An 18,888-nucleotide genomic window follows, 5' to 3' on the forward strand; every position below is an offset into this window, starting at 1 on the left:
ACGTCTAGCGAACTATCAATTTGGTCCTCATCAATAACGGCCCGGCGATACCCGGCAGCGACATGAGCAGCAGAATTCCGATAAGCATGCTGTAACCGGCGTCGCCGATCGCGGCAGCGCCTTGCATGCCGCCGCTGGCGGCAAGCGGACTGGCGGCAATCATGGCGAACCCGATGACGGGCTGTGCCGCGCCGGCGAAAATTCCCGCGGCCGTCGTGTTCACGGACGCGCCGACGCCGATCAGGTCGGAGGTGTATAGTTTCTTGGTGCATTTCAGCACCAGGGGTACCGTCCCGCCGGCGACAAGTCCGAGCGTCGTAAACACGAAGGTAACGTAGATCAGGCCGAACGCCTGTGCGATCGGCGGCAGCAGCATTGCAATCAGCACCATCCGCAGCACGCAGATGCGGATCAGTGCGGTGTCGAGCGCGGCTGCTGCGCGGTCAGCCATGTGACCGAGAAAGATCGAGCCGACCGCGTTGCCGATCATGAAGGCGAGCAGGGGAGTAGCGGCCGCCGTCGGCGAGATATTGAAGAAGTGCGCCACCATCGGAATGCCCCAGACGCCCGACAATGTCGTTACGACGGCGAAGTGGGAGGCAAAAGTCATGGCGCAGCCCCAGTTGGCGAGTTGAGTCAGAGATTGTCCGGCGGCCACAACGACGCCCTTCAACGTCTTGTTGCTGCGCGACACCGGATCAGGCTTCAGCACGACCTTGGCGAAGGCAAGGTTGGCCAATCCGACGGCGGCGATGAACAGGAAACACGCGCGCCAGCCGAAGCCGGATACCGCGGCCGCAAGCGGCGTCGTCGCGATGACCCCGCCGACGTAGCCGGATACTTGCGAGATGCCTGACATCACGCCGAACCGCTCGTCGCTGAAGCTCTGCGCCACGAGCTTCAACAGCGCCGTGAATACCAGCGCGTCGCCACAAGCGATGACGAGGCGCGCCGCAAAAACGTCGAGCATATTCGGCGCCAGCGCAAACGCAGCGCTCCCGAGCGAGGATGCCACCATACTGAACAGCACCACGCGCTTGACGCCGTAACGGTCGACCAGAAGACCCGCCGGAATCTGCATCAAGGTGTAGCCCCAGAAGTAGCTGGAGGCGAGCATCGCGACGCCGGCGGCGTCGGTGCTGAAGTCGTGCATGAGGTTCAGGCTGACCGATTGCGGCGACACGCGCTGCAGGAACGCGATGGCGTAGGCGATGGCCACCGCTGCCCAGGCCAGATAGGCGCGATCGGTGAACCGCGAGACCGGTGCGATGATGGCCTGTTGTCCGGGCATCGACATCATACCCTCGCGTATCCGACCGAGAACAGGGCATCGGCCGTATCGGGAATCACACGGGACATCGCGGCGTCGACCAGCGACGCCACGCCATGATAGTCCTGCCGGTGGTGCTTAATGTGGCCGTAGGCGCCCCGCATGATCATGCCGGGCAGTTCCAGCAGCTTGCCGGGGTACAGCGAGGAGCACATCTCAATGCAGGCCGCTTGCAATGCGGGGTCCTGCGTGTCCCCAAGCAGCGAGGGGGCAACCTTCTCGCAGATCTTGGCATTGGCGGCCCATACGATGGGATTTCGCGTCCGCCATCCATAGAGCACGCTGTCACCCTTCTCGGCGGCGCCTGAGCGCCTCAGAACTTCCGAGGTGAAAAAGCCGTAGAGCCCGAGGCCCTGATGGGCGGGGAGCACTTCGGTTCCACTGCGATAGATTGCAAGTCCACTGGAGATACTCAGCACGCGATAGACTGAAAACGCGGCCAGTCCTGAGCTGCTAAAAACCAGAATGAGGCTGAACTTGCTGTCGAACGGGGAGGCGTCCGCCGTCCAATGCGGCTCGCTGGCTTTCCAGTTGACGGCGATGATGCCGTTCATCGCGTCCATCAGCGGTTGGCGGTCGGAGGCTGCAACGCTTGATGCATCCGGGAAGCTGTAGACCGCGTAGTCTGTCCAGGGCGATTTGATCGCCTGATACCGGCTGCCCAGATTTCGCGTCATCGCCGAACTCCAGTTACGCCCCTGAGCTATACAGGCGAGCCTCGAATGGCTTAAAGGACAATATGCCCTCGAAATCTGCCAAACCCCGACGCCCCGCACCGCGTGAAACGCCATCCACGCGGCGTATCGCGATCGTCGCCTTTCCGGGCGTGACCCTGCTGGATATCTCCGGTCCGGCCCAGGTGTTCGCGGAGTTGGCGGCGATCGAGTTGCCTGGTCCGGGCTATTCCCTGTCCTATCTGTCAGCCTCGGGCGGGTTGGTGCCGACAGACGTCGGGATGATGGTGGATACCGCCGCGATCGACAGCGTCCGGCCGCATCAGGTCGATACGCTGGTGATCCCGGGCGGCCCCGGTATTTGGGATATCCGCGACGACGCCCGGCTGATGCAGTGGATTTCGCAGGCGCTGCCCAAGGCACGCCGGGTGGCATCGGTGTGTCTCGGGGCGTTCGCGCTGGCCTGGACCGGCGCGCTGGACGGAAAGCGCGCCGCAACCCATTGGCGCTATTGCCCGAGGCTGCAGGACAGCTTCCCCAACATCCGCGTCGAGCCGAACGCGATCTTCGTCAAGGACGGGCGGGTCTGGTCATCGGCTGGCGTCAGCGCCGGCATCGATCTGGCGCTCGCCATGATCGAGGAGGATTTCGGCCACACCACCGCGCTCGACGTTGCGCGAAGGCTGGTGGTGTTTCTCAAGCGGCCCGGCGGCCAGAGCCAATTCTCTACCGTGCTCGCGGCGCAGGCTTCCGACGTCGAAGGGCGGTTCAGCGCGTTGCACGCCTGGATCATCGAGAATATCGCAAGCGATCTCAGGGTCGAAACACTCGCCGCGAAGGCCGGCATGACGCCTCGGACTTTTGCTCGCACCTATGCCAGCCGCACCGGAATGACGCCGGCGAGCGGTGTCGAAGCGCTGCGGGTGGAAACCGCACGTCTGTTGCTGGAAAGCAGGCAGGTCGGAGGCGTGATCGAGGTCGCCAAACGCGCCGGCTTCGGCGATGACGAACGCATGCGCCGCGCGTTCCTGCGCCACCTCGGCGTATCGCCCACCGAATACAGGAGCCGTTTTTCGGGCGGTTGAGCGGCACCGCCGGGGCCCAGCGGCCACGAAGTTCCCCTGTGTTAGTCCCCAAAATGCGCCAAGCTCTGACGTTTTTGGCCACAATCCAAATCGACCGTGACGACATGAAAACGCTGGCCATCATTTCGATTCTTGCGCTGCTCACGGTTTCCGGCGCGGCCTATACCGACCAGCTTTTCACGGGCGATCAGCCGACGCGATGGGCGGATTGAACGCGCGTCACAAGCACCTTGGGGACGACCAGCATGCTTTCAATTGATCAATTCTTGCGATTCATCAGCGTGCCGGCCGTGATGGCGGCATTCCTGATTGCCTCCCAGGTCTCGGGCGCGGGAATTTTCCATTCCAAGCCGATGTACCTCGCCAGCGAATAGCAGCCTCCCGTTCCAGCACCGGATTAAGCCGTTCAAAGCGGTAGCTTTTCCCATTTGTCTGCGGCTAATGTGCCGCCAAAACGGGAGAGAAACAGCATGAATGATGGGACACCCATCCGGCCGGCGAGGAACGTCGAACTCGGTGCCAGCGGCGAAGAATTCCAGAATCTCCACGAATTCGTGCGCAAAGCCCGGGCCCGGCTGAACCAGAACGCCTGGGACTATATCGTCGGGGCCTCAGAGACCGAGACGACCATGCGCCGCAACCGCATGGCCCTCGATGAGATCGCATTCCGGCCGCGGGTCCTGCGCAATGTCGCCCAGGTCGACGCGTCGACCGAAGTATTTGGCCGCAAGTTACGCCTGCCGGTGATGATCGCGCCCGTCGGTGCGCTGGAGATTTTCGATCCCGATTCAGGTGCTGCGGTGGCGCGGGGAGCCGGGACGTTCGGCGCTGCCCATATGCTCAGTTCGGTCTCCGAGCCCGGGCTTGAGGCTACGGCAAAAGCAGCGCCCGATGCGCTGCGCATCTTTCAGCTTTACGTTCGCGGCGACGATGCCTTTGTCGAAGATACCGTCAGCCGCACGATCGAAAACGGCTATGCCGCGTTTTGCCTGACGGTCGACACCGCCCATTACAGCCGGCGCGAACGCGATATCGCCAAGCGCTATGTCCGCGAAAGCCGGATTCGCGCTACGGGCGGCGACTTCCAGAAGGGGCTGGAATGGCGGACCGTCAAGCTGATCAAGGACAAGTATAAAATTCCGCTCGTGCTGAAGGGTATAGCGACCGCGGAAGATGCCGCCATCGCGCTCGATCATGGGGTGGACTGGATCTATGTGTCGAACCATGGCGGACGCCAGCTCGACCATGGCCGCGGCTCGATGCATGTGCTGCCCGAGATCGTCGACGCCGTTGCCGGCCGCGCCAAGATCATGGTCGACGGCTCGTTCTGCCGCGGCACCGACATCGTGAAGGCGATCGCCTTGGGTGCCGATCTCGTCGGCATCGGCCGCCTGCAATGCTGGGCGCTCGCCGCCGCGGGAGAGTCCGGCATCGTTCGGATGCTGGAATTGCTGGAGGATGAAGTGATCCGGTGTCTCGGATTGCTCGGCGTCACCAGCCTTGCAGAGCTCGACAAATCCTATCTGCATGCGGCGATGCCGACCAACCTGCCGAGCGTGTTCAGCGCATTTCCGCTGCTGGATGTTGAACCCTATCGGTACTGAGCACGGTGCATTGTCAGGTGCGCACAAGAAGCTGCCGCGATGCAGACAAAATCTGATCGAAATGTGCCGATAGTCGAAAGGAGTGATGGACAATCCTTTCGCTGAATTCAGCCTCGAAAAAGCTATCGGCCTTCGTTGGACGCTGCGGGACATTCAGGCCCGTCGGCTGAAAATGTCGCCTGTCAGCGACGAGGATATGCACGTTCTGACCGAACTCGGCCTGATTGAGTTGCGAGACGAGGGGCCGGTGGTGACGGAGGCAGGGGCCGCTTTGCTGTAATCCGCTCTAGCGGGCCTTCAGGAAGCTCTCGCCGGAGTCGCACGGTGTGCATCGGTAAGTCAGTACATCATAATTTTGATCGCGTGGCTCGATCGTGGCCAGCCTCATTTGCGCGCCGCATTTGATGCAGGGCATCTCTATGCTGGTTTGAAAGCGCGTGCAGGTTGGTGTCGGCCGGAATGTTTGCAGCATTTGTTCCCCATGTCCCCGAGAGCGACGCAACGCCACAAACCGTCGAACTCGAGCCCCCGAATCACTATGCCACACTGTTGACATGATTGGAATCGGGTACGCTAGCCCGTATCGCTACGGGTCGGGGTAGGAAATAACTCCTTTGCGGAGGCGCATGGATAGCGCCCCCGAAAGGGCGGCGCCGGCCAATACGGCGCAGACGCCGCCCTGAACTATGCTAACCTCCCGGAGACGACATTGGAGAGGCGATCATGATTGAACCGAAACTCGAAGTTCCGGCCGAGCTGCGCGATCTGGCCGAAAAAACCATCGATCAGGCAGAAAAGGCGTTCGGCATGTTCTTCGATGCCGCCGGCAAGTCGATGACGTCGATGCCGGGGCCAGGGACGGAGATTTCGAAGCAGGCGCTATCGTTCACCGAACAGAACATGAAGGCAGCATTCGAGCACGCCCGAAAGCTGGTTCATGCGACCGACCTCCAGGAAGCGATGCGGATTCAGTCCGAATTCCTGCGAAGCCAGTTCACCAATGCTGGCGAGCATATGAGGCAGATCAGCGGTGGTGTCATGTCGGCCGCCAAGGACGCGACCAAAGGCAAGTTCTGAACGGCATCCGCTACCGCCGGCGCGCTATCGCGACTCCGAACAGGAACGCAACGAACAGACTCGCGAGGGGCGCTTCCCGGGTAATTGCGCTGACGGTGGATAGCGGCTTGCCGGGTTGCCGTGCCGTTGCGATCGCCTCGGCTAGACGATCGACCGCGGCCTGAAGCGCCGCAGACACATCCGTGATCGTGCGCGATACATCGGTCGCGGTGTCAATCGCGCGTTCGGCCATGTTGGGCTGCAACGGTGGAGGTGTCTCGATGCTCACTTGTCGACACTCACTTTAAACTTTGAAATCTGTTCAGCATGCTGGAAATGCGCGAGTAAACGATTTGTTCCGCCACGGTTCCGCAACAGAGCGGTCTGAGGCGGAACAATCGTCCGCCCCGGGGTTTGATTCTGACACAGCAATCAATCCGGAATTCTGAAATGGCGAACAATCATTCGAAGGAAAACCATACGACACGCCACGGCGGCGCACCTTTGGCGGTCGCGATTGCAGTCGCGTGTGTTGGCGGGTTCAGCATGTTGATCGCTGATTACGGCCCAAGGAATAAGCCCAAGGTGCAAACGGCCGCGGAGGCTCATTACAGCACCACAGGCGACGCCGCCCGGGCGGCCGGCGCAACGGTGATGCCGACCGAACCCAAACCGCAACTGGAGCCCGATGCGCCGGGGCCGAAGCCCGTGCAGCCGGCAAACCCCGTACGGTCCGGGGATAACTAGTCGGCAGGTTGATCCTCGCCGTGCGAAACCCTGAGGGCAGCGTCAATTCTCATGTGAACACGACGCTCGGCCATATGAATCAGCCGCGTCCTCGTCTTGCCGGCCACGGTCTGCCCGCCAATCTGAAATCGCCATTGCCAGACATCCGGCTCGCTGGTGGCCGTGACGCTGTATTCCACGTCCTTGTAAATCACGATCTGCCCCGTGCTGGGTCAATATCCTGAGGGACAATTCTTTGCCGCTGCAATCAATCCGGGAGATTACGGAAAATGGCCCGTGAACTGCATGCTTCCTATGCAGAATGGCGTGAAACACGAATGGCTCGATGCTGCCTTGCAGGGGCTGCGGCCCGTTCGCTCCAGAGGTACCGATAGCCGATCCCGTTGACGAACAGTCGTTCGGGCAGCTCTTGATGCGGCGATCCTGATGTCGCGTTTGACACGTCGGGCAAATCAGGGGCAGAAAATCATCATCGCGAAATCGGGCTCGTGACCGGCGCGTCAGCGTACGCTGACGAACGCGCCCCATACGGCAGCAAGCCCCGCTCCCACCAGGACGAGAAGCGGGTTGGCACAAAACGAACTGCCGTACTGACACATCGTGACGCCGAGCGAGCCGATCTCGTTATGGCTTGCCGCATAGAACAGGCCCGACAGGATCGCGAGCACGGTAGCGACGAAATACATCAACGGCCTCCTGCGATCTGATCGAGCGTTGGCTGGTGCCCTGCGCCCAATGCTCCCATTTGAATGTCGATGCACCGGATCAATTTTGCACTTGACGCGTCGGGCAAATCAGCGGCACACCGTCATCATCGCCGATATCGTAAAGCTCGCGCCGGTAAATCGGCGGCGGGCTTTTTCGTTTGCAGCGATGCTATCCGCGGGGAAGTTTCAAATTATCCAACCTGTTGCATCGCATTTTCGGTAATTTGTTGACGGTCCAAAAAACAATTGACACGTCGGGCAAATCACCGGCTGAATATCATCATCGCGAAAATCATGCAGAGCCCGGGCGGAGAAATCCGCCGCGGGCTTTTTTGTTGAAATTTTCCAATCGGACGGCGGCCGCTTGTCACGACGCCCCAACTCCCAACGCCCGTCGCCTGAGGCGTCGCGGGCGCGCCGTCGTCCGAACCATTGAGATCATCATCAGCCAGCACGCGCGAACGTGCCGGCGTGCGGCGTGGTGTAGAAGCCACGGCCGCAAGCGGCCCCTGTAGCAGGGATACGGTTCGCGCCCGAAATGATTGCACCCCAGCGATCATGCCGCACATTTTATTTCAGCGATAAGCCGATGACCGCGTATCGCTCGCGCTGATCGGCCTGATTGGAATCGCCGTGTGGGTCCCTTCATGAGCGCCGATGTCATCCAGTTCGTCCTGCACCTCAGGAGCGATCACGAGCAGACGGATTTTCCGACAGTCAAGAGGCTGGACTGGTCGTGTCGGACAAGCAGCCTGCACAGAATATCCTGAAATTTTCAGCGGAAGCTAATGAGAAAGCGCGCGAAAAGAACCGGGATAACCCCTAGCTCCTCTGTCGAGTGACTTTTACTCGATCACTGTCTGGTGCGTTGGGGGCCTGTCATGGCATTCGAATCTCGAACGCTTATCCCGCTAACTGTCGATCAAATTATAGTCAGAACGATCGTCTTGCTGGCCCTTTATGGAACGGTTCTCGTGTTCGGGTTCCTTCTATATTCTTCTTATCGCGACAGCAATGTCAGCAGGATCTCGGTTTCGAAGTTGTCGGATCTCGACGAGGAATTCGAGGTCGGCGTTTCGAGTCTTCGGGTGAAGAATCCAAAATTCCTCAAGGTGTGTTTCACCGGGGATTACGTTCATGCCCTGAAGGATGCGCAGCAGTGGTTTGCCGCCAAGGACACCGAATTCAAAGCCGCGCTTCGGGCCGCCGGCGGGCCGGCGGATGTGTTCAACGACGATGATCATTCATCCATCGTCCTGCTCACGCATGATTCTGCGCTCATCCTGCAACTGAGCTGGCGAGCGGGTTTGTCCGTCGCCAATTTCGGATGTGCAAGCGTCGATGGTGCGGATATCGAACTGAAGCGCTACGAGACCAATTCCAGCGTAAGCCTATTTCTTCCAGGTGCAACACCGAAGTCGCCGCGAGGACCGGGGCAACCGCGCGCCACATTGTGTACACAAAAACTGGAGCGATTTGTCGAGTCAATCGATGAATTGCTTGCGCAAACCATTCAGCAACGGTTCATTTGGGCTGCGATCAGGAGATACCTGCCTCGAACGGGGTGTCGCGCTGACGAAGTCATCTCGATCGCAAGGACGTCAAGATTCTTTACGCCGCTTTCCGAAAACTCGACGGCATACGGTATCACTTTTCAGAATTCCGACTGGACGATCTACTTCGAGCTAGACAAAAATACGGGGGAAACTACTTCGCCCTGGATTAGCTCGCGTCACCCTCCGTTTTCTTGACTAGAGATTCATTAACAGCGCAGCTGGAGAAATTGCGATCATGGCAGATCGAATCTATGTCACGTATACCCCGACCGGAGCTCCGGGAAGCTTTCACACGGCGATCCACTATGAGCGCACGAATCTATCCGGCGAGTTAATCAAGCACGTTGTTGTTGAAGCAACGCCGGAATTTGGAGAACTGGGTGGACTGGAAAAGGCGAGCAACGCCATTCGAGAGATATTTCGGACGGGAAGCGCCCCGTCAAGTTTCGGTAGAATGAATGCGATGGTTCGCGACCGGAGCGTGTGACAGAAAGAGAAGAGCGACGATCCAAGCGCTCCTTATGAAATAATTGCTGAGGGCGATGATCTCAGCGGTCATCTCGCACGAATGCAACTCTTTGCGCATGGCGTCAACCGCGCGGGGATCGCTTACCGTGGCCAGCGTCAGAACAGCAATTCGTTTGCTGCCTCCGCCTTGCGAGCTGGTGAGCTCCCACCCGCAACAGGTGTGGCGCGTGATCCGTTGGGTCCTGCGGGTGAACTTCTGGATTTCTTTACTCCAGGGTTGAACGAGCCGTTCGAAGCTCCGATTGGTCCTCGCTCAGCGCCTGTTGATGTTTCGGAGGGCAAGGGCAATATCTTAGGGGGCCGTCCTATTAGCTACCTCGAACGGATGATTGCTGATGAGCCGCCGAGCGACCGCTTCGGAAATTGGACCTCTTCGCCTGCCGGCATTACGCCGCGCAATCCGAACCTGCCCCTGCCGCAGGCTGACCCCGGCAAGCCACCCGGAATATTCAACGACAAGCCGATGCCGTTGTGGATGACACTACCGCCGATCCGGGGATCGACAGACTTTTCCGAAGCGCCTGGCATCGGCACCAAGCCGATACGGTATGTCAGCCGACGGGATGGCAATCCGCCGCCAGCGTCCGTATCCGACACCGGCGCTCCGGCCGCGCAGTTCGTTCTTCCCGATCAACTGAACGCGTCTAGCAGCCGCACCGACTGGGCCGCGCCTCTGGCGGGCCTCGGTCCGCCGCATCCGATGCGAGCGGCGCCGCCCCCGCAACGCCGAAACGCCTTCGTCAGCGGAAACGATGCCTTGTCCCGCGCAGCCAGTGGCGGCAGCTCTTCGTCCAGGCTGGGGCAATCGCAGGATCCAACGGCCTCCACGTTGCTAGAGCACATTCAACATCTGAACGAGCTGAGCGCCAACGAACCGCAGGCTCCCATATTCGAGCGTGGCGCGCCGGGAGCATCCCTCGCTCCCTCAGTCAGTCCAAGCCCGATGGGCGGCCTTGCAGGTCGGATCGCAGCGCTTTCGGGCATCGATCCTGATAATCCGGATCAGCCGCCGCCCGGCGGGCTGCTCGCGCTTTTGCTTGCCGCCCAGCAGCGATAATCTCGAAGACCAGAATTCCGTCGGCTCGCGCGTTGTTGTCAGGCGAGGCCTATCGCATCGACGCTCCCTGATTTTCTGCAATTGATTGACGGCTTGAAAAACATTTGACACGTCGGGCAAATCACCGGCACATCATCATCATCGCGAAAATCGTGCACAGCCCGGGCGGAGAAATCCGCCGCGGGCTTTTTGTTTGAAAATTTTCCAATCGGACGGCGGCCGCTTGTCACGACGCCCCAACTCCCAACGCCCGTCGCCTGAGGCGTCGCGGGCGCGCCGCCGTTCGAACCTTTGAGATCATTTAGCCGGCACGCGCGAACGTGCCGGCGTGCGGCGTGGCCAAGGTCACGACCGCAAGCGGCCCCTGTATCAGGGATACGGTTCGCGCCCGAAATGATTGCACGCCAGCGATCATGCCGCGCATTTTATTTCCTTAAGAGAAGCCGATGACCGCATATCTGATATCGCTCGCGCTGATCGGCCTGATTGCAATCGCGGTATGGGAGGATCCCTCATGAGTGCCGTAATCATCCAGTTCATCCCTCGCCCCAGGCATGATCATGAACAGACCGATTTCCCGACAATCGCGTTCCGCTCCGCGGTGCACGAGCCTGCGGCGGACCCGACCGATCTTACGCCGTGCGAATACGTCACGGCGGATCATGACGAGAAGCGGTGAGAAGACCCTTGGCAGACATCCGCTCACTGGCACGGAGCCACACCAAGACGGCCATCAACGTCCTGGTCAAAATCATGCAAAGCAAGGATGCGACGCCTGCGGCGCGCGTCTCGGCGGCCAACGCCGTCCTCGATCGCGGCTGGGGCAAAGCCATGCAACCATCGGAGAGCGGTAATGACGGTTCGAAAAAGCCTCCCGAACGGATCGAGCGGCTCATCGTCAACCCTGACGATCCCCACGGCGAAAGTATTTGAGCCGTTGCTTCGGCCCAGCAGGTACCGCGCAGCCTTTGGCGGCAGGGGTTCCGGAAAATCGCATTTTTTTGGCGAGCTTCTGGTCGAGACCTGCCAGGCCGAGCGCGGCACGCTCGCGGTTTGCATTCGTGAGGCGCAACGGACGTTGGCGCAGTCGAGCAAGCGGTTGATCGAGAGCAAGATCGCCGCGCTCGGCGTCGGCAGCGGTTTCAAGCTCTACAGCGACAAGATCGAAACGCCCGGAGACGGCATCATCATCTTTCGGGGGATGCAGGATCACACTGCGGATTCCATCAAATCGCTTGAGGGGTTTCGCGTTGCCTGGATCGACGAGGCTCAGAATCTGAGCGCGCGCAGCCTGTCGCTGCTGCGACCGACGATCCGCGCCGAACGCTCGGAATTGTGGGCGAGCTGGAACCCGCGCCGGAAGTCTGATGCGATCGACGATTTCCTGCGGACGCGCAAGCCGCCGGGTGCGTGCGTGATCAAGGCGAGCTGGCGTGACAATCCCTGGTTTCCCTCCGTGCTGGAGGAGGAGCGGCAACTCGATTTGTCGCTCTATCCGGATCGCTATGACCACATCGAGGCCGTCATCGACGCGCGGGTGAAGGTGGTCGCCAGCGAAAGCCCCGGCGTTCCGCCTGGCGTCATCCGCAACTTGCTGACCGCACGTGCGCCGGCGTGTCCCTGCACGCAATACCTGGAGCTGAGCGCAAAGAGATAACCCGGCAAGCCGCCGGAAGAGACGAAAAGGGAATTCAGGAAATGACACTCTACAAATGGTCGAAAACCGCGGCCAACAACGCAACGGCAGACAGTTTGGTCAACTGGCAGGAGGGCCAGGCGCCCTCCAGCGTGAACGATTCTGCGCGTCAGATGATGGCTGCTGTTGCGAAATATCGCGACGACGTTTCCGGGGCTATCGTTACGAGCGGTACGTCGACGGCCTATACGGTCTCGAGTTTCGAGACGTTTGACACGCTTGCTAACCTGGGTGGGAGGACCATTGCATTCACGCCGCATGTCACCAACGGCGCGACGGTGACGCTGAGTGTTGATGGGCTTGGCGCGAAACCGTTGCGCTCGGCGCCGGGTGCGGAGTTGCTGGCTGGAACGCTGATCCAAGGCACGCCCTACACGGCGCTCTATAATAACTCGGATGCGGTCTGGTATCTCCAGAACTTCTACGGCAATCCGTATAATGTCCCGCTTGGCGCCGGCATGGACTATTGGGGCACTACAGCGCCGAACAGCGCATTTGTATTTCCTTATGGGCAGGCGATTAGTCGCTCAACCTATTCAACCCTGTTTTCTTTGTTCAGCACTACTTATGGCGTCGGCGACAACCTAACGACCTTCAACATCCCAGACTTGCGCGGTCGTGTTACGGCGAAGAAGGACGATATGGGCGGCTCGTCAGCGAATCGGCTGACCAATGCGAACGACGGTCTTAACGGCGACACGCTGGGAGGCGCTGGAGGCGGGGAAACTCAGGCGCTCGCGACTTCGAACCTTCCGGCCTACACGCCCTCAGGTTCGGTTAGTTCGTCAGGTTCTTTCACCAAGAATAGAGCTGCGATCGGCTACCAGAGCGGCGGGTCGCAGGCATGGATGCAAGTGCCTGATGGCTTTTCAGATAACCTTGGCCCCGCAAGCAATAGCGTCGCGGTTTCCAGCTCATTCACCGGTAACGCCCAAGGAGGAACATCAACGGCCTTTGGCATTGTGCAGCCAACGATCATATGCAATTACATTATTCGCATCATATAGGATGCGAGAGTCTGCATCCATATTCGATACCCGGTTCTGTTGAGATGTACGCCGTCAGGCATTCTTCCTTCTGTTGGGATGGCAACCACAAGAATATCAACAGCGTTGTCGACACAGGCCTTCTTAAGGTTCGTGATAACCGCTTCGTCCTGCGTGCTAGGCATAACTAGTAGTTGCTGAGCGTGCGGTTTCAAGACTCGCAACAGCTTAGAATATTCCTCAACATTGAGCGCGGAGCCAACGTCATTCGCGCCCGTCGATACGACAATTAGCGTTGCTGTTACTCCCTCCAGAAAGCGGGGGGAGATCCAGACTAGTTCTCGGCTGGTGATGCCTCCTATCCCGGCGTTGATGACTTCGTGCCCAGAAACTTCGATCGGTAGCGGAGCCATCTCGGCGATGCTGTCCCCAACAATGATTATTGGGCGAGTCGCCTGACTGAGACTTGTCCGAATAATGGCCTGCCGCACGTCCGTATGGTCATGGAATGTGTGCTGCGTGATTTCGCCGAACCTCTTACGGACTCGCGTCAATTCGGAAAATGACGCGGCAAAAGCGATCGTAGAGACGATTGCAAGGATCCACGGGATTGCGCGCATCCTGACTCTCTACCACCACAACCCCACAGCGAGCAAGTATGACCGATCTAACAGCGCTCAAGGCAGCGAACGCGAAACGCTGGGCAAATGCCAGGTTAACGCGGGCAGGCTCCTTCTCCACGGTTGCGAAGCGTTTGAGTGCTCCAAACGCCAAGGCCCGCTATCAGGCCGTGGCCGCAAAAACCGGCGTTCCGTGGCCCTTTATCGCCGTTGCGCACGAGCGCGAATGCTCACAGGACTGGAGCGGTAGCCTGGCGCAGGGTGATCCCTGGAACAGGGTCTCGGTCCATGTTCCGGCCGGGCGAGGGCCATTCAAGAGCTGGGAAGATGCGGCCATTGACGCCCTCGTCAATTGCGCCCCCCGCGCGGCCAGAAACAAGGATTGGTCGATCGGCGGAACGCTGACGATGCTAGAGCAATACAATGGCCTCGGCTACGCGGCGCGCAGGAGGCCGTCTCCGTATATCTGGAGCGGTACCGACCAATACGTTTCTGGAAAATATGTCCGGGACGGCGTCTATGATCCGAGCACGGTGGATCGCCAATTGGGTTGCGCCGGCCTGTTGATGGCGATGATGGCGCTTGATTCGACGATTGCCTTTCCTGGCACGACGTTCCCGCCCACCAAATCAGTAGAGAAGCAAGTGCCTGTGTCGATCGAACGATCCGCGGGGCCGTCGATCGCCCATCCGTCCCAAGGGTCGATCGGCGCGTTCATTGCCAACATCTTCGCATCAGTTTTCAAAAGGAAATAGCCATGTGGATACTCTTCGACGTCCTCCTGCTCATCGCCGGTTACGTCACCTCGATCTATTCGTGGCCGAAGATAAAGGTCTGGATCAATGGGGTGAGCACCAAGGCCACCAGTCTTCGCCAGAAGGCAGCCCGGCTCGAAGCGAAGCTCCGGAGTCTGTGATGCTGACGAAGCTGCGCGTAGATGGGTTTATCTTTGCCGCTGCATGCGCGCCTGCCGTCGGCCTGGTGTTGGCGATCTGTTCGAAAGAGCCGGCCTGGCTGTTTCTATGTTTCGCTCTCACGCTGTTTCTGTGAGGAATAATGCTGACGAGGATCAAGGCGTTCTGCCTCAACTCCCTGACGATCGCCTGGAGCTATTTCCTGGCCGTCCTTGGATTACTGCTCCAGCTCGTTGACGCAGCGGGCGATTTCCTGGGCGATCCGGCTATCAAGGATGAGGTCTCAGCTGCTGTCGGCGATCCGACATGGGCTGGCAGGGTGCTGCTGGCGATTTCGATCGTAACCTTGGCCGCGCGCCTGCGGTCACTAAGGAAGCAATCTTGATGTGGATGACTATTATCAGTTTTTTGGGCGGTCCGGTGATCAAGGGCTTGATCGATGCCTACAATGCGCACCTGAAGGCGCAATCGGCTGACGCCGCGACGGCGGCCAATTTGGCCGGGAAAGAGATCGCCGCTCAGGTCTCCGAAACCAACGCCATCATGCAGTATCGCATTGCCGAAATCGGGCACTGGTACGAGCCCGATAAGCTCATGGGGTACTGTGTCGCTGCATATTTCTGCAAACTGTTGGTGTGGGATAAGGTCCTGGGACTTGGCACGACCGATCCCCTCGCAGGGTTTGCAGCGGTTACATCGAACCTCGTCGTATCGTTCTATTTCGCCAAGCGTGGTTTCGAAAACATCGCCCGGATCATCAAGCGATGAGCGGCTTGGAAGGTTCCGAGGTCAGGGCAATCGTGGCTGAAACGCTTGCCGAACAGCAGCGGCTGCATCGCGACGATATCGATGCTGTTGTTCTGAAGTCCGTCGCGACTGTTCTGACCTCGTTCGGAATCGACGAGGAGGATCGAAAGGAACTACGGGCGGATTTTCAGCATCTGCGTCGCTGGCGCAGAAGCGTCGAACAGGCTCAGAGCTATACGTTCAAAGCAGTGATCACCGTGATTGTCACCGGATTTGTCGGTGCGGTCTGGCTCGGCATCAAGGCTACGCTTGGCAAGTGATCGCGGAGATGTGCCATGACCGGAATATCTCGGCCTATGTTGTGTAGCCACGGTCATCGATGTGACGTCCAGATACATTGCGGACGGTTTGCTGAATGCGATCCGTCGACAACTCAAATTTCAGCTTCAGGTAGGCCGATGTACCGGATTGGTGAGGTCGACGGGCACGACGATGAGACAGCTGATACGCTCTTGGAACTTCATCGGCTGACATTCTTGGATTGTGCTCCTGTTCCCAAGTTCGAACATGGACATTGGTGGCTCGCTCGTTGCGAGACGGAGCCAGTTGCCTTTGCGGGGGTCGTTCCCTCAACCCATATTTCCAATGCCGGCTATTTCTGCCGGGTTGGCGTGCTGAGAAAGCATTGGGGGCGCCGGCTCCAACTGCGTTTGATGCGTGCCGTGGAGGGCCGTGCGCGGCTCAACGGATGGTGCTCGGTCATTTCCGACACGACTGACAATCTGCCGTCCGCCAATAATTTCATTCGCGCCGGCTACCGGCTGTTTCAGCCGCCAGTCCCATGGGCTTGGCCAAATACGCTTTATTGGCGCAAGCTCATTGGATAGCCAGCGTCCAGCATTCTTTCGAAGTACTCCTCGCCCCGGTGGCCCGACGGCCGCCGGGCTCTTTTTCGTTTTTAGCACGATGCATAGGTTGCAGCAGCCCCATTTGGCGGAAGAGCCGTATTCCGCGCGCCTTGATCATTGGCGGTGAGGCGGTAGACTGGCCAGGCTCAACCGCTTCCAGTTCGCAACGACGGGTTGGGCAAGGAAACGCCAATGCCAGGGGACGGCCGCAGGCCAGATGCAAGTTCGCTCGCGGGACCGGGTACGGGCAGCTATGCCGCGATCGTCGCGCGCGCCAGAGCGTTGATCCCGAAGCTGCGGGAGCGTGCTGCCAGGACCGAAGAACTGCGGCGCCTGCCACCGGAGACCGAGCGAGATTTACACGATGCCGGCCTGTTCCGGATTGTGCAGCCCAAGCGCGTCGGCGGCTCCGAACTCGACTATGTTGCACTGGTCGATTGCGCCGATGCGCTGGGGCAGGCGGATGCTTCCGTAGCCTGGAATTTTGCCAACCTTGCAAGCCATCACTGGATGCTGGGCATGTTTGACCGCCATGCGCAGGACGCCGTCTGGAACAAGGACGCCGATGCATTGATCGCCTCGTCATTCATCTTTCCAGCCGGCCGCGCCAGAAAGGTCGCTGGCGGTTATGTGCTGAACGGCCACTGGCCGTTTTCCTCAGGCGTCGAATCCTGCGATTGGAACATGCTCGCCAGCGTGGTTTCATCCGACGATGACGCCGACGGCATCGAATACCGGATATTCCTGCTCAACAAGAGCGACTACAAGATCAACGATACCTGGAACGCGACCGGTCTGTGCGGGACCGGATCGAACGATGTTAGCGTCACGGACGCCTTCGTCGCGGAGCAGATGACGGTCGCCGTCAGCGATCTTACCGGCGGGCCAACCCCGGGGAGTGCGATCAATCCAAACGCCCTTTATGCGCTGCCGGTTTTCTCGTTGTTCCCTTATGTATTATCAGGCGTCGGTTTGGGTAATGCACAGGCCTGTTTGAATGATTATGTCGAATTCGCACGTCATCGCGCCTCGACCTATAATCGTGCCAAGCTTAGCGATATGCAGACGACCCAGATCAAGATCGCGGAAGCCTCCGCCAAGATCGACGCGGCGCGGCTGGTCATGCGCACGAACTGCATCGATGCGATGGCGGATGCTCGACGTGGTCACGTTCCGGACATAGCAGACAAGACACGATTGAGGCGTGACGGCGCGTTTTCGGTCAACCTTTGCACTGACGCCGTGTCGCTGCTGTTTGCTGCAAGCGGCGCGCGCAGTCTGTTTACGTCAGGTGCGTTGCAGCGGCAGTTTCGCGATGCCCACGCGGTGAATTCGCACCTCGCGTTCAATTTCGATGCGGCGGGAACCAATTATGGACGTGTAGCGCTTGGCCTGCCGTCCGAAAACCTGACGCTCTGAGGCGAGGTGGATGTCCGACGCACCCAAACATCCAGCCGATCCCGCTAACGAGTTCGCCAGCGACAACTCGGCGATCGATCCCCGGGATTTTCGAAATGCGCTCGGTACGTTCGCTACCGGCGTCACTATTGTTACAGCGATGGCGGCTGACGGAAAGCCATATGGCGTGACCTGTAACTCCTTTGCCTCAGTTTCGCTGAATCCGCCGCTGGTCCTGTGGAGCCTCGGCATGTTCTCGCAGGGCTTGACCATCTTCCAGAACGCCAGCCATTTCGCAGTCAATGTTCTCGGTGCTTCTCAGCAGACATTGGCCTCGCAATTCGCAAAATCCTCCGCCGACAAGTTCGCCGGCGTGAGCTGGACGCCAGGACTCGGCAACGCGCCGGTGCTTGCTGACAGCGTCGCAAGTTTTCAGTGCCGTGCCGCCAATCGATATTACGGCGGTGACCACATCATCTTCCTGGGAGCCGTCGAAGCCTATACTTATAATGGGCAGGAGCCCCTGTTGTTTGCACGCGGCGGATTCGGCCGCTTCCTTGCCGGCGATGACGGCAAATCCTGATGATCAGGAAAGATAAGCCCAAACGTGCTGGCACCAAGCAAAGGCGCCTCTCGCCCGACGATCGTCGCCGGGAAATTCTTGCGAAGGCGACCGAATTTTTCTCGGAAGAAGGATTTGGTGGTGGAACGCGGGCACTGGCGCGGCGGCTTGGCGTAACGCAGCCACTGCTCTATCGTTATTTTCCAAGCAAGGATGACTTGATCAAGGAGGTCTATCGCACGGTCTATCTCGATCCGCTCGAAACCGGTTGGGAGAAACTGCTGACCGACCGCTCACGGCCGCTTCGCGACCGGCTGCTGGAATTCTATCGCGCCTATACCGACGCGATCTTCACCCGGAAATGGCTTCGCATCTATCTCTACTCGGGCTTGAAAGGCCTCGACATCAATCGCTGGTATGTCGGCATGGTCAAGGACAAGATCCTGACCCGGATCATCCGGGAGTGCCGTCATGAGGCCGGGCTTATCGTGCAAAACAAGCCGAGTGCGACCGAACTTGAACTGGCTTGGGTCTTCCACGGTGGAATCTTCTATTACGGCGTCCGCAAATACATCTACGAATCGCCGGTGCTCGAAGACAAGGATCGCATCATCAGCGATGCGCTGGATGTCTTTCTGGCCGGCTTCGAGCGGGTTAATGAATCCTCGCCGGACGTCCGCCGCGCACCAATCAGGGTGGCAGGATAAGCCAGC

The 18,888-nt window shown here is 59.4% G+C and carries 28 protein-coding genes and 1 pseudogene; 23 read left to right on the plus strand and 6 right to left on the minus strand.

The features are described 5' to 3' along the window. Positions 1-4: 4 nt before the first annotated feature. Both JQ609_RS21005 and JQ609_RS21010 read right to left on the minus strand, forming a co-directional pair. Entirely contained in the window at positions 5-1,300 is a 1,296-nt protein-coding gene (locus JQ609_RS21005; RefSeq protein ID WP_249128247.1) for an MFS transporter, read from the minus strand. Continuing rightward, positions 1,297-2,007 (minus strand): hypothetical protein, encoded by a 711-nt coding sequence (locus JQ609_RS21010; protein WP_212274800.1) that lies wholly within the window; start codon positions 2,005-2,007, stop codon positions 1,297-1,299. Before JQ609_RS21010 ends, JQ609_RS21005 begins: the two co-directional genes overlap by 4 nt. A gap of 62 nt (positions 2,008-2,069) precedes the next feature. Here JQ609_RS21010 and JQ609_RS21015 point away from each other — a divergent pair, with 62 nt between their 5' ends. The 5 genes from JQ609_RS21015 (at position 2,070) to JQ609_RS21030 (ending at position 5,770) form a co-directional block, all read left to right on the plus strand. After that, on the plus strand, positions 2,070-3,089 hold the full coding sequence (locus JQ609_RS21015; protein WP_212210055.1) for a GlxA family transcriptional regulator: 1,020 nt from the start codon (positions 2,070-2,072) through the stop codon (positions 3,087-3,089). Between the two features lie 245 nt (positions 3,090-3,334). Beyond that, positions 3,335-3,463, plus strand: a complete 129-nt coding sequence (locus JQ609_RS35615) for a hypothetical protein (RefSeq protein ID WP_283813406.1) — start codon at positions 3,335-3,337, stop codon at positions 3,461-3,463. A gap of 96 nt (positions 3,464-3,559) precedes the next feature. Next, positions 3,560-4,693 carry an alpha-hydroxy acid oxidase gene (locus tag JQ609_RS21020; protein ID WP_212210057.1) on the plus strand — a complete coding sequence of 378 codons (1,134 nt, stop codon included), beginning with the start codon at positions 3,560-3,562 and terminating at the stop codon, positions 4,691-4,693. A gap of 85 nt (positions 4,694-4,778) precedes the next feature. Continuing rightward, the gene (locus JQ609_RS21025; RefSeq protein ID WP_212274801.1) at positions 4,779-4,973 is read left to right on the plus strand and encodes a hypothetical protein; all 195 of its coding nucleotides are present in this window, start codon (positions 4,779-4,781) and stop codon (positions 4,971-4,973) included. A gap of 443 nt (positions 4,974-5,416) precedes the next feature. Continuing rightward, complete coding sequence (locus tag JQ609_RS21030; protein WP_192738658.1) at positions 5,417-5,770, plus strand: phasin; 354 nt, start codon at positions 5,417-5,419, stop codon at positions 5,768-5,770. Positions 5,771-5,780: 10 nt separating this feature from the next. Here the strand turns inward: JQ609_RS21030 and JQ609_RS21035 are convergent, their stop codons facing one another. Continuing rightward, the gene (locus JQ609_RS21035; protein WP_249119032.1) at positions 5,781-6,002 is read right to left on the minus strand and encodes a hypothetical protein; all 222 of its coding nucleotides are present in this window, start codon (positions 6,000-6,002) and stop codon (positions 5,781-5,783) included. Positions 6,003-6,199: 197 nt separating this feature from the next. Between JQ609_RS21035 and JQ609_RS21040 the strand changes: the two genes are divergently transcribed. After that, positions 6,200-6,496: a hypothetical protein gene (locus JQ609_RS21040; RefSeq protein ID WP_212274802.1), complete on the plus strand. Its 297-nt coding sequence runs from the start codon at positions 6,200-6,202 to the stop codon at positions 6,494-6,496. Here JQ609_RS21040 and JQ609_RS21045 read toward each other — a convergent pair. Both JQ609_RS21045 and JQ609_RS21050 read right to left on the minus strand, forming a co-directional pair. After that, positions 6,493-6,690, minus strand: a complete 198-nt coding sequence (locus JQ609_RS21045; RefSeq protein ID WP_212274803.1) for a hypothetical protein — start codon at positions 6,688-6,690, stop codon at positions 6,493-6,495. The genes JQ609_RS21040 and JQ609_RS21045 overlap by 4 nt on opposite strands. A 306-nt stretch (positions 6,691-6,996) precedes the next feature. After that, positions 6,997-7,182 (minus strand): hypothetical protein, encoded by a 186-nt coding sequence (locus JQ609_RS21050; RefSeq protein WP_192738654.1) that lies wholly within the window; start codon positions 7,180-7,182, stop codon positions 6,997-6,999. Positions 7,183-8,084: 902 nt separating this feature from the next. Between JQ609_RS21050 and JQ609_RS21055 the strand changes: the two genes are divergently transcribed. The 7 genes and pseudogenes from JQ609_RS21055 to JQ609_RS21085 all read left to right on the plus strand — a co-directional run bounded on the left by JQ609_RS21055 (position 8,085) and on the right by JQ609_RS21085 (position 13,047). After that, the gene (locus JQ609_RS21055; protein WP_212274804.1) at positions 8,085-8,954 is read left to right on the plus strand and encodes a hypothetical protein; all 870 of its coding nucleotides are present in this window, start codon (positions 8,085-8,087) and stop codon (positions 8,952-8,954) included. Positions 8,955-8,994: 40 nt separating this feature from the next. Continuing rightward, positions 8,995-9,246 (plus strand): hypothetical protein, encoded by a 252-nt coding sequence (locus JQ609_RS21060; protein WP_212274805.1) that lies wholly within the window; start codon positions 8,995-8,997, stop codon positions 9,244-9,246. Between the two features lie 81 nt (positions 9,247-9,327). Continuing rightward, positions 9,328-10,344, plus strand: a complete 1,017-nt coding sequence (locus JQ609_RS21065; RefSeq protein WP_212274806.1) for a hypothetical protein — start codon at positions 9,328-9,330, stop codon at positions 10,342-10,344. Positions 10,345-10,858: 514 nt separating this feature from the next. Beyond that, the gene (locus tag JQ609_RS21070; RefSeq protein ID WP_212274807.1) at positions 10,859-11,023 is read left to right on the plus strand and encodes a hypothetical protein; all 165 of its coding nucleotides are present in this window, start codon (positions 10,859-10,861) and stop codon (positions 11,021-11,023) included. A gap of 8 nt (positions 11,024-11,031) precedes the next feature. Further along, on the plus strand, positions 11,032-11,277 hold the full coding sequence (locus tag JQ609_RS21075) for a hypothetical protein (protein ID WP_249119031.1): 246 nt from the start codon (positions 11,032-11,034) through the stop codon (positions 11,275-11,277). Then, a pseudogene (locus JQ609_RS21080) lies at positions 11,198-11,860 on the plus strand (phage terminase large subunit); the annotation flags it as partial. The gene JQ609_RS21075 and the pseudogene JQ609_RS21080, both read left to right, overlap by 80 nt. Before the next feature lie 182 nt (positions 11,861-12,042). After that, on the plus strand, positions 12,043-13,047 hold the full coding sequence (locus JQ609_RS21085) for a tail fiber protein (RefSeq protein ID WP_212274809.1): 1,005 nt from the start codon (positions 12,043-12,045) through the stop codon (positions 13,045-13,047). Here JQ609_RS21085 and JQ609_RS21090 read toward each other — a convergent pair. Further along, positions 13,026-13,646, minus strand: coding sequence for an SGNH/GDSL hydrolase family protein (locus JQ609_RS21090; protein ID WP_212274810.1), 621 nt, complete (start codon positions 13,644-13,646; stop codon positions 13,026-13,028). The genes JQ609_RS21085 and JQ609_RS21090 overlap by 22 nt on opposite strands. Positions 13,647-13,684: 38 nt before the next feature. Between JQ609_RS21090 and JQ609_RS21095 the strand changes: the two genes are divergently transcribed. The 10 genes from JQ609_RS21095 (at position 13,685) to JQ609_RS21135 (ending at position 18,882) form a co-directional block, all read left to right on the plus strand. Beyond that, positions 13,685-14,401, plus strand: coding sequence for a hypothetical protein (locus JQ609_RS21095; RefSeq protein WP_212274811.1), 717 nt, complete (start codon positions 13,685-13,687; stop codon positions 14,399-14,401). A 2-nt stretch (positions 14,402-14,403) separates the two neighbouring features. Continuing rightward, positions 14,404-14,562 (plus strand): hypothetical protein, encoded by a 159-nt coding sequence (locus JQ609_RS21100; RefSeq protein ID WP_212274812.1) that lies wholly within the window; start codon positions 14,404-14,406, stop codon positions 14,560-14,562. Next, on the plus strand, positions 14,562-14,696 hold the full coding sequence (locus tag JQ609_RS35620) for a hypothetical protein (RefSeq protein ID WP_283813874.1): 135 nt from the start codon (positions 14,562-14,564) through the stop codon (positions 14,694-14,696). Before JQ609_RS21100 ends, JQ609_RS35620 begins: the two co-directional genes overlap by 1 nt. Positions 14,697-14,702: 6 nt before the next feature. Further along, positions 14,703-14,945 carry a hypothetical protein gene (locus JQ609_RS21105; RefSeq protein WP_212274813.1) on the plus strand — a complete coding sequence of 81 codons (243 nt, stop codon included), beginning with the start codon at positions 14,703-14,705 and terminating at the stop codon, positions 14,943-14,945. Then, on the plus strand, positions 14,945-15,328 hold the full coding sequence (locus JQ609_RS21110; protein ID WP_212274876.1) for a hypothetical protein: 384 nt from the start codon (positions 14,945-14,947) through the stop codon (positions 15,326-15,328). Before JQ609_RS21105 ends, JQ609_RS21110 begins: the two co-directional genes overlap by 1 nt. Next, on the plus strand, positions 15,325-15,627 hold the full coding sequence (locus JQ609_RS21115) for a hypothetical protein (protein WP_212274814.1): 303 nt from the start codon (positions 15,325-15,327) through the stop codon (positions 15,625-15,627). The genes JQ609_RS21110 and JQ609_RS21115 overlap by 4 nt, the downstream gene beginning before the upstream one ends. Positions 15,628-15,765: 138 nt before the next feature. Beyond that, complete coding sequence (locus JQ609_RS21120) at positions 15,766-16,194, plus strand: GNAT family N-acetyltransferase (RefSeq protein ID WP_212274815.1); 429 nt, start codon at positions 15,766-15,768, stop codon at positions 16,192-16,194. Between the two features lie 213 nt (positions 16,195-16,407). Beyond that, positions 16,408-17,634: an acyl-CoA dehydrogenase family protein gene (locus tag JQ609_RS21125; protein ID WP_212210067.1), complete on the plus strand. Its 1,227-nt coding sequence runs from the start codon at positions 16,408-16,410 to the stop codon at positions 17,632-17,634. Positions 17,635-17,644: 10 nt separating this feature from the next. Continuing rightward, the gene (locus JQ609_RS21130) at positions 17,645-18,196 is read left to right on the plus strand and encodes a flavin reductase family protein (protein ID WP_212210068.1); all 552 of its coding nucleotides are present in this window, start codon (positions 17,645-17,647) and stop codon (positions 18,194-18,196) included. Beyond that, positions 18,196-18,882: a TetR/AcrR family transcriptional regulator gene (locus JQ609_RS21135; protein WP_212274816.1), complete on the plus strand. Its 687-nt coding sequence runs from the start codon at positions 18,196-18,198 to the stop codon at positions 18,880-18,882. The genes JQ609_RS21130 and JQ609_RS21135 overlap by 1 nt, the downstream gene beginning before the upstream one ends. Positions 18,883-18,888: the final 6 nt, after the last annotated feature.

Source organism: Bradyrhizobium sp. AUGA SZCCT0169, assembly GCF_018130085.1.
Classification (GTDB): Bacteria; Pseudomonadota; Alphaproteobacteria; order Rhizobiales; family Xanthobacteraceae; genus Bradyrhizobium.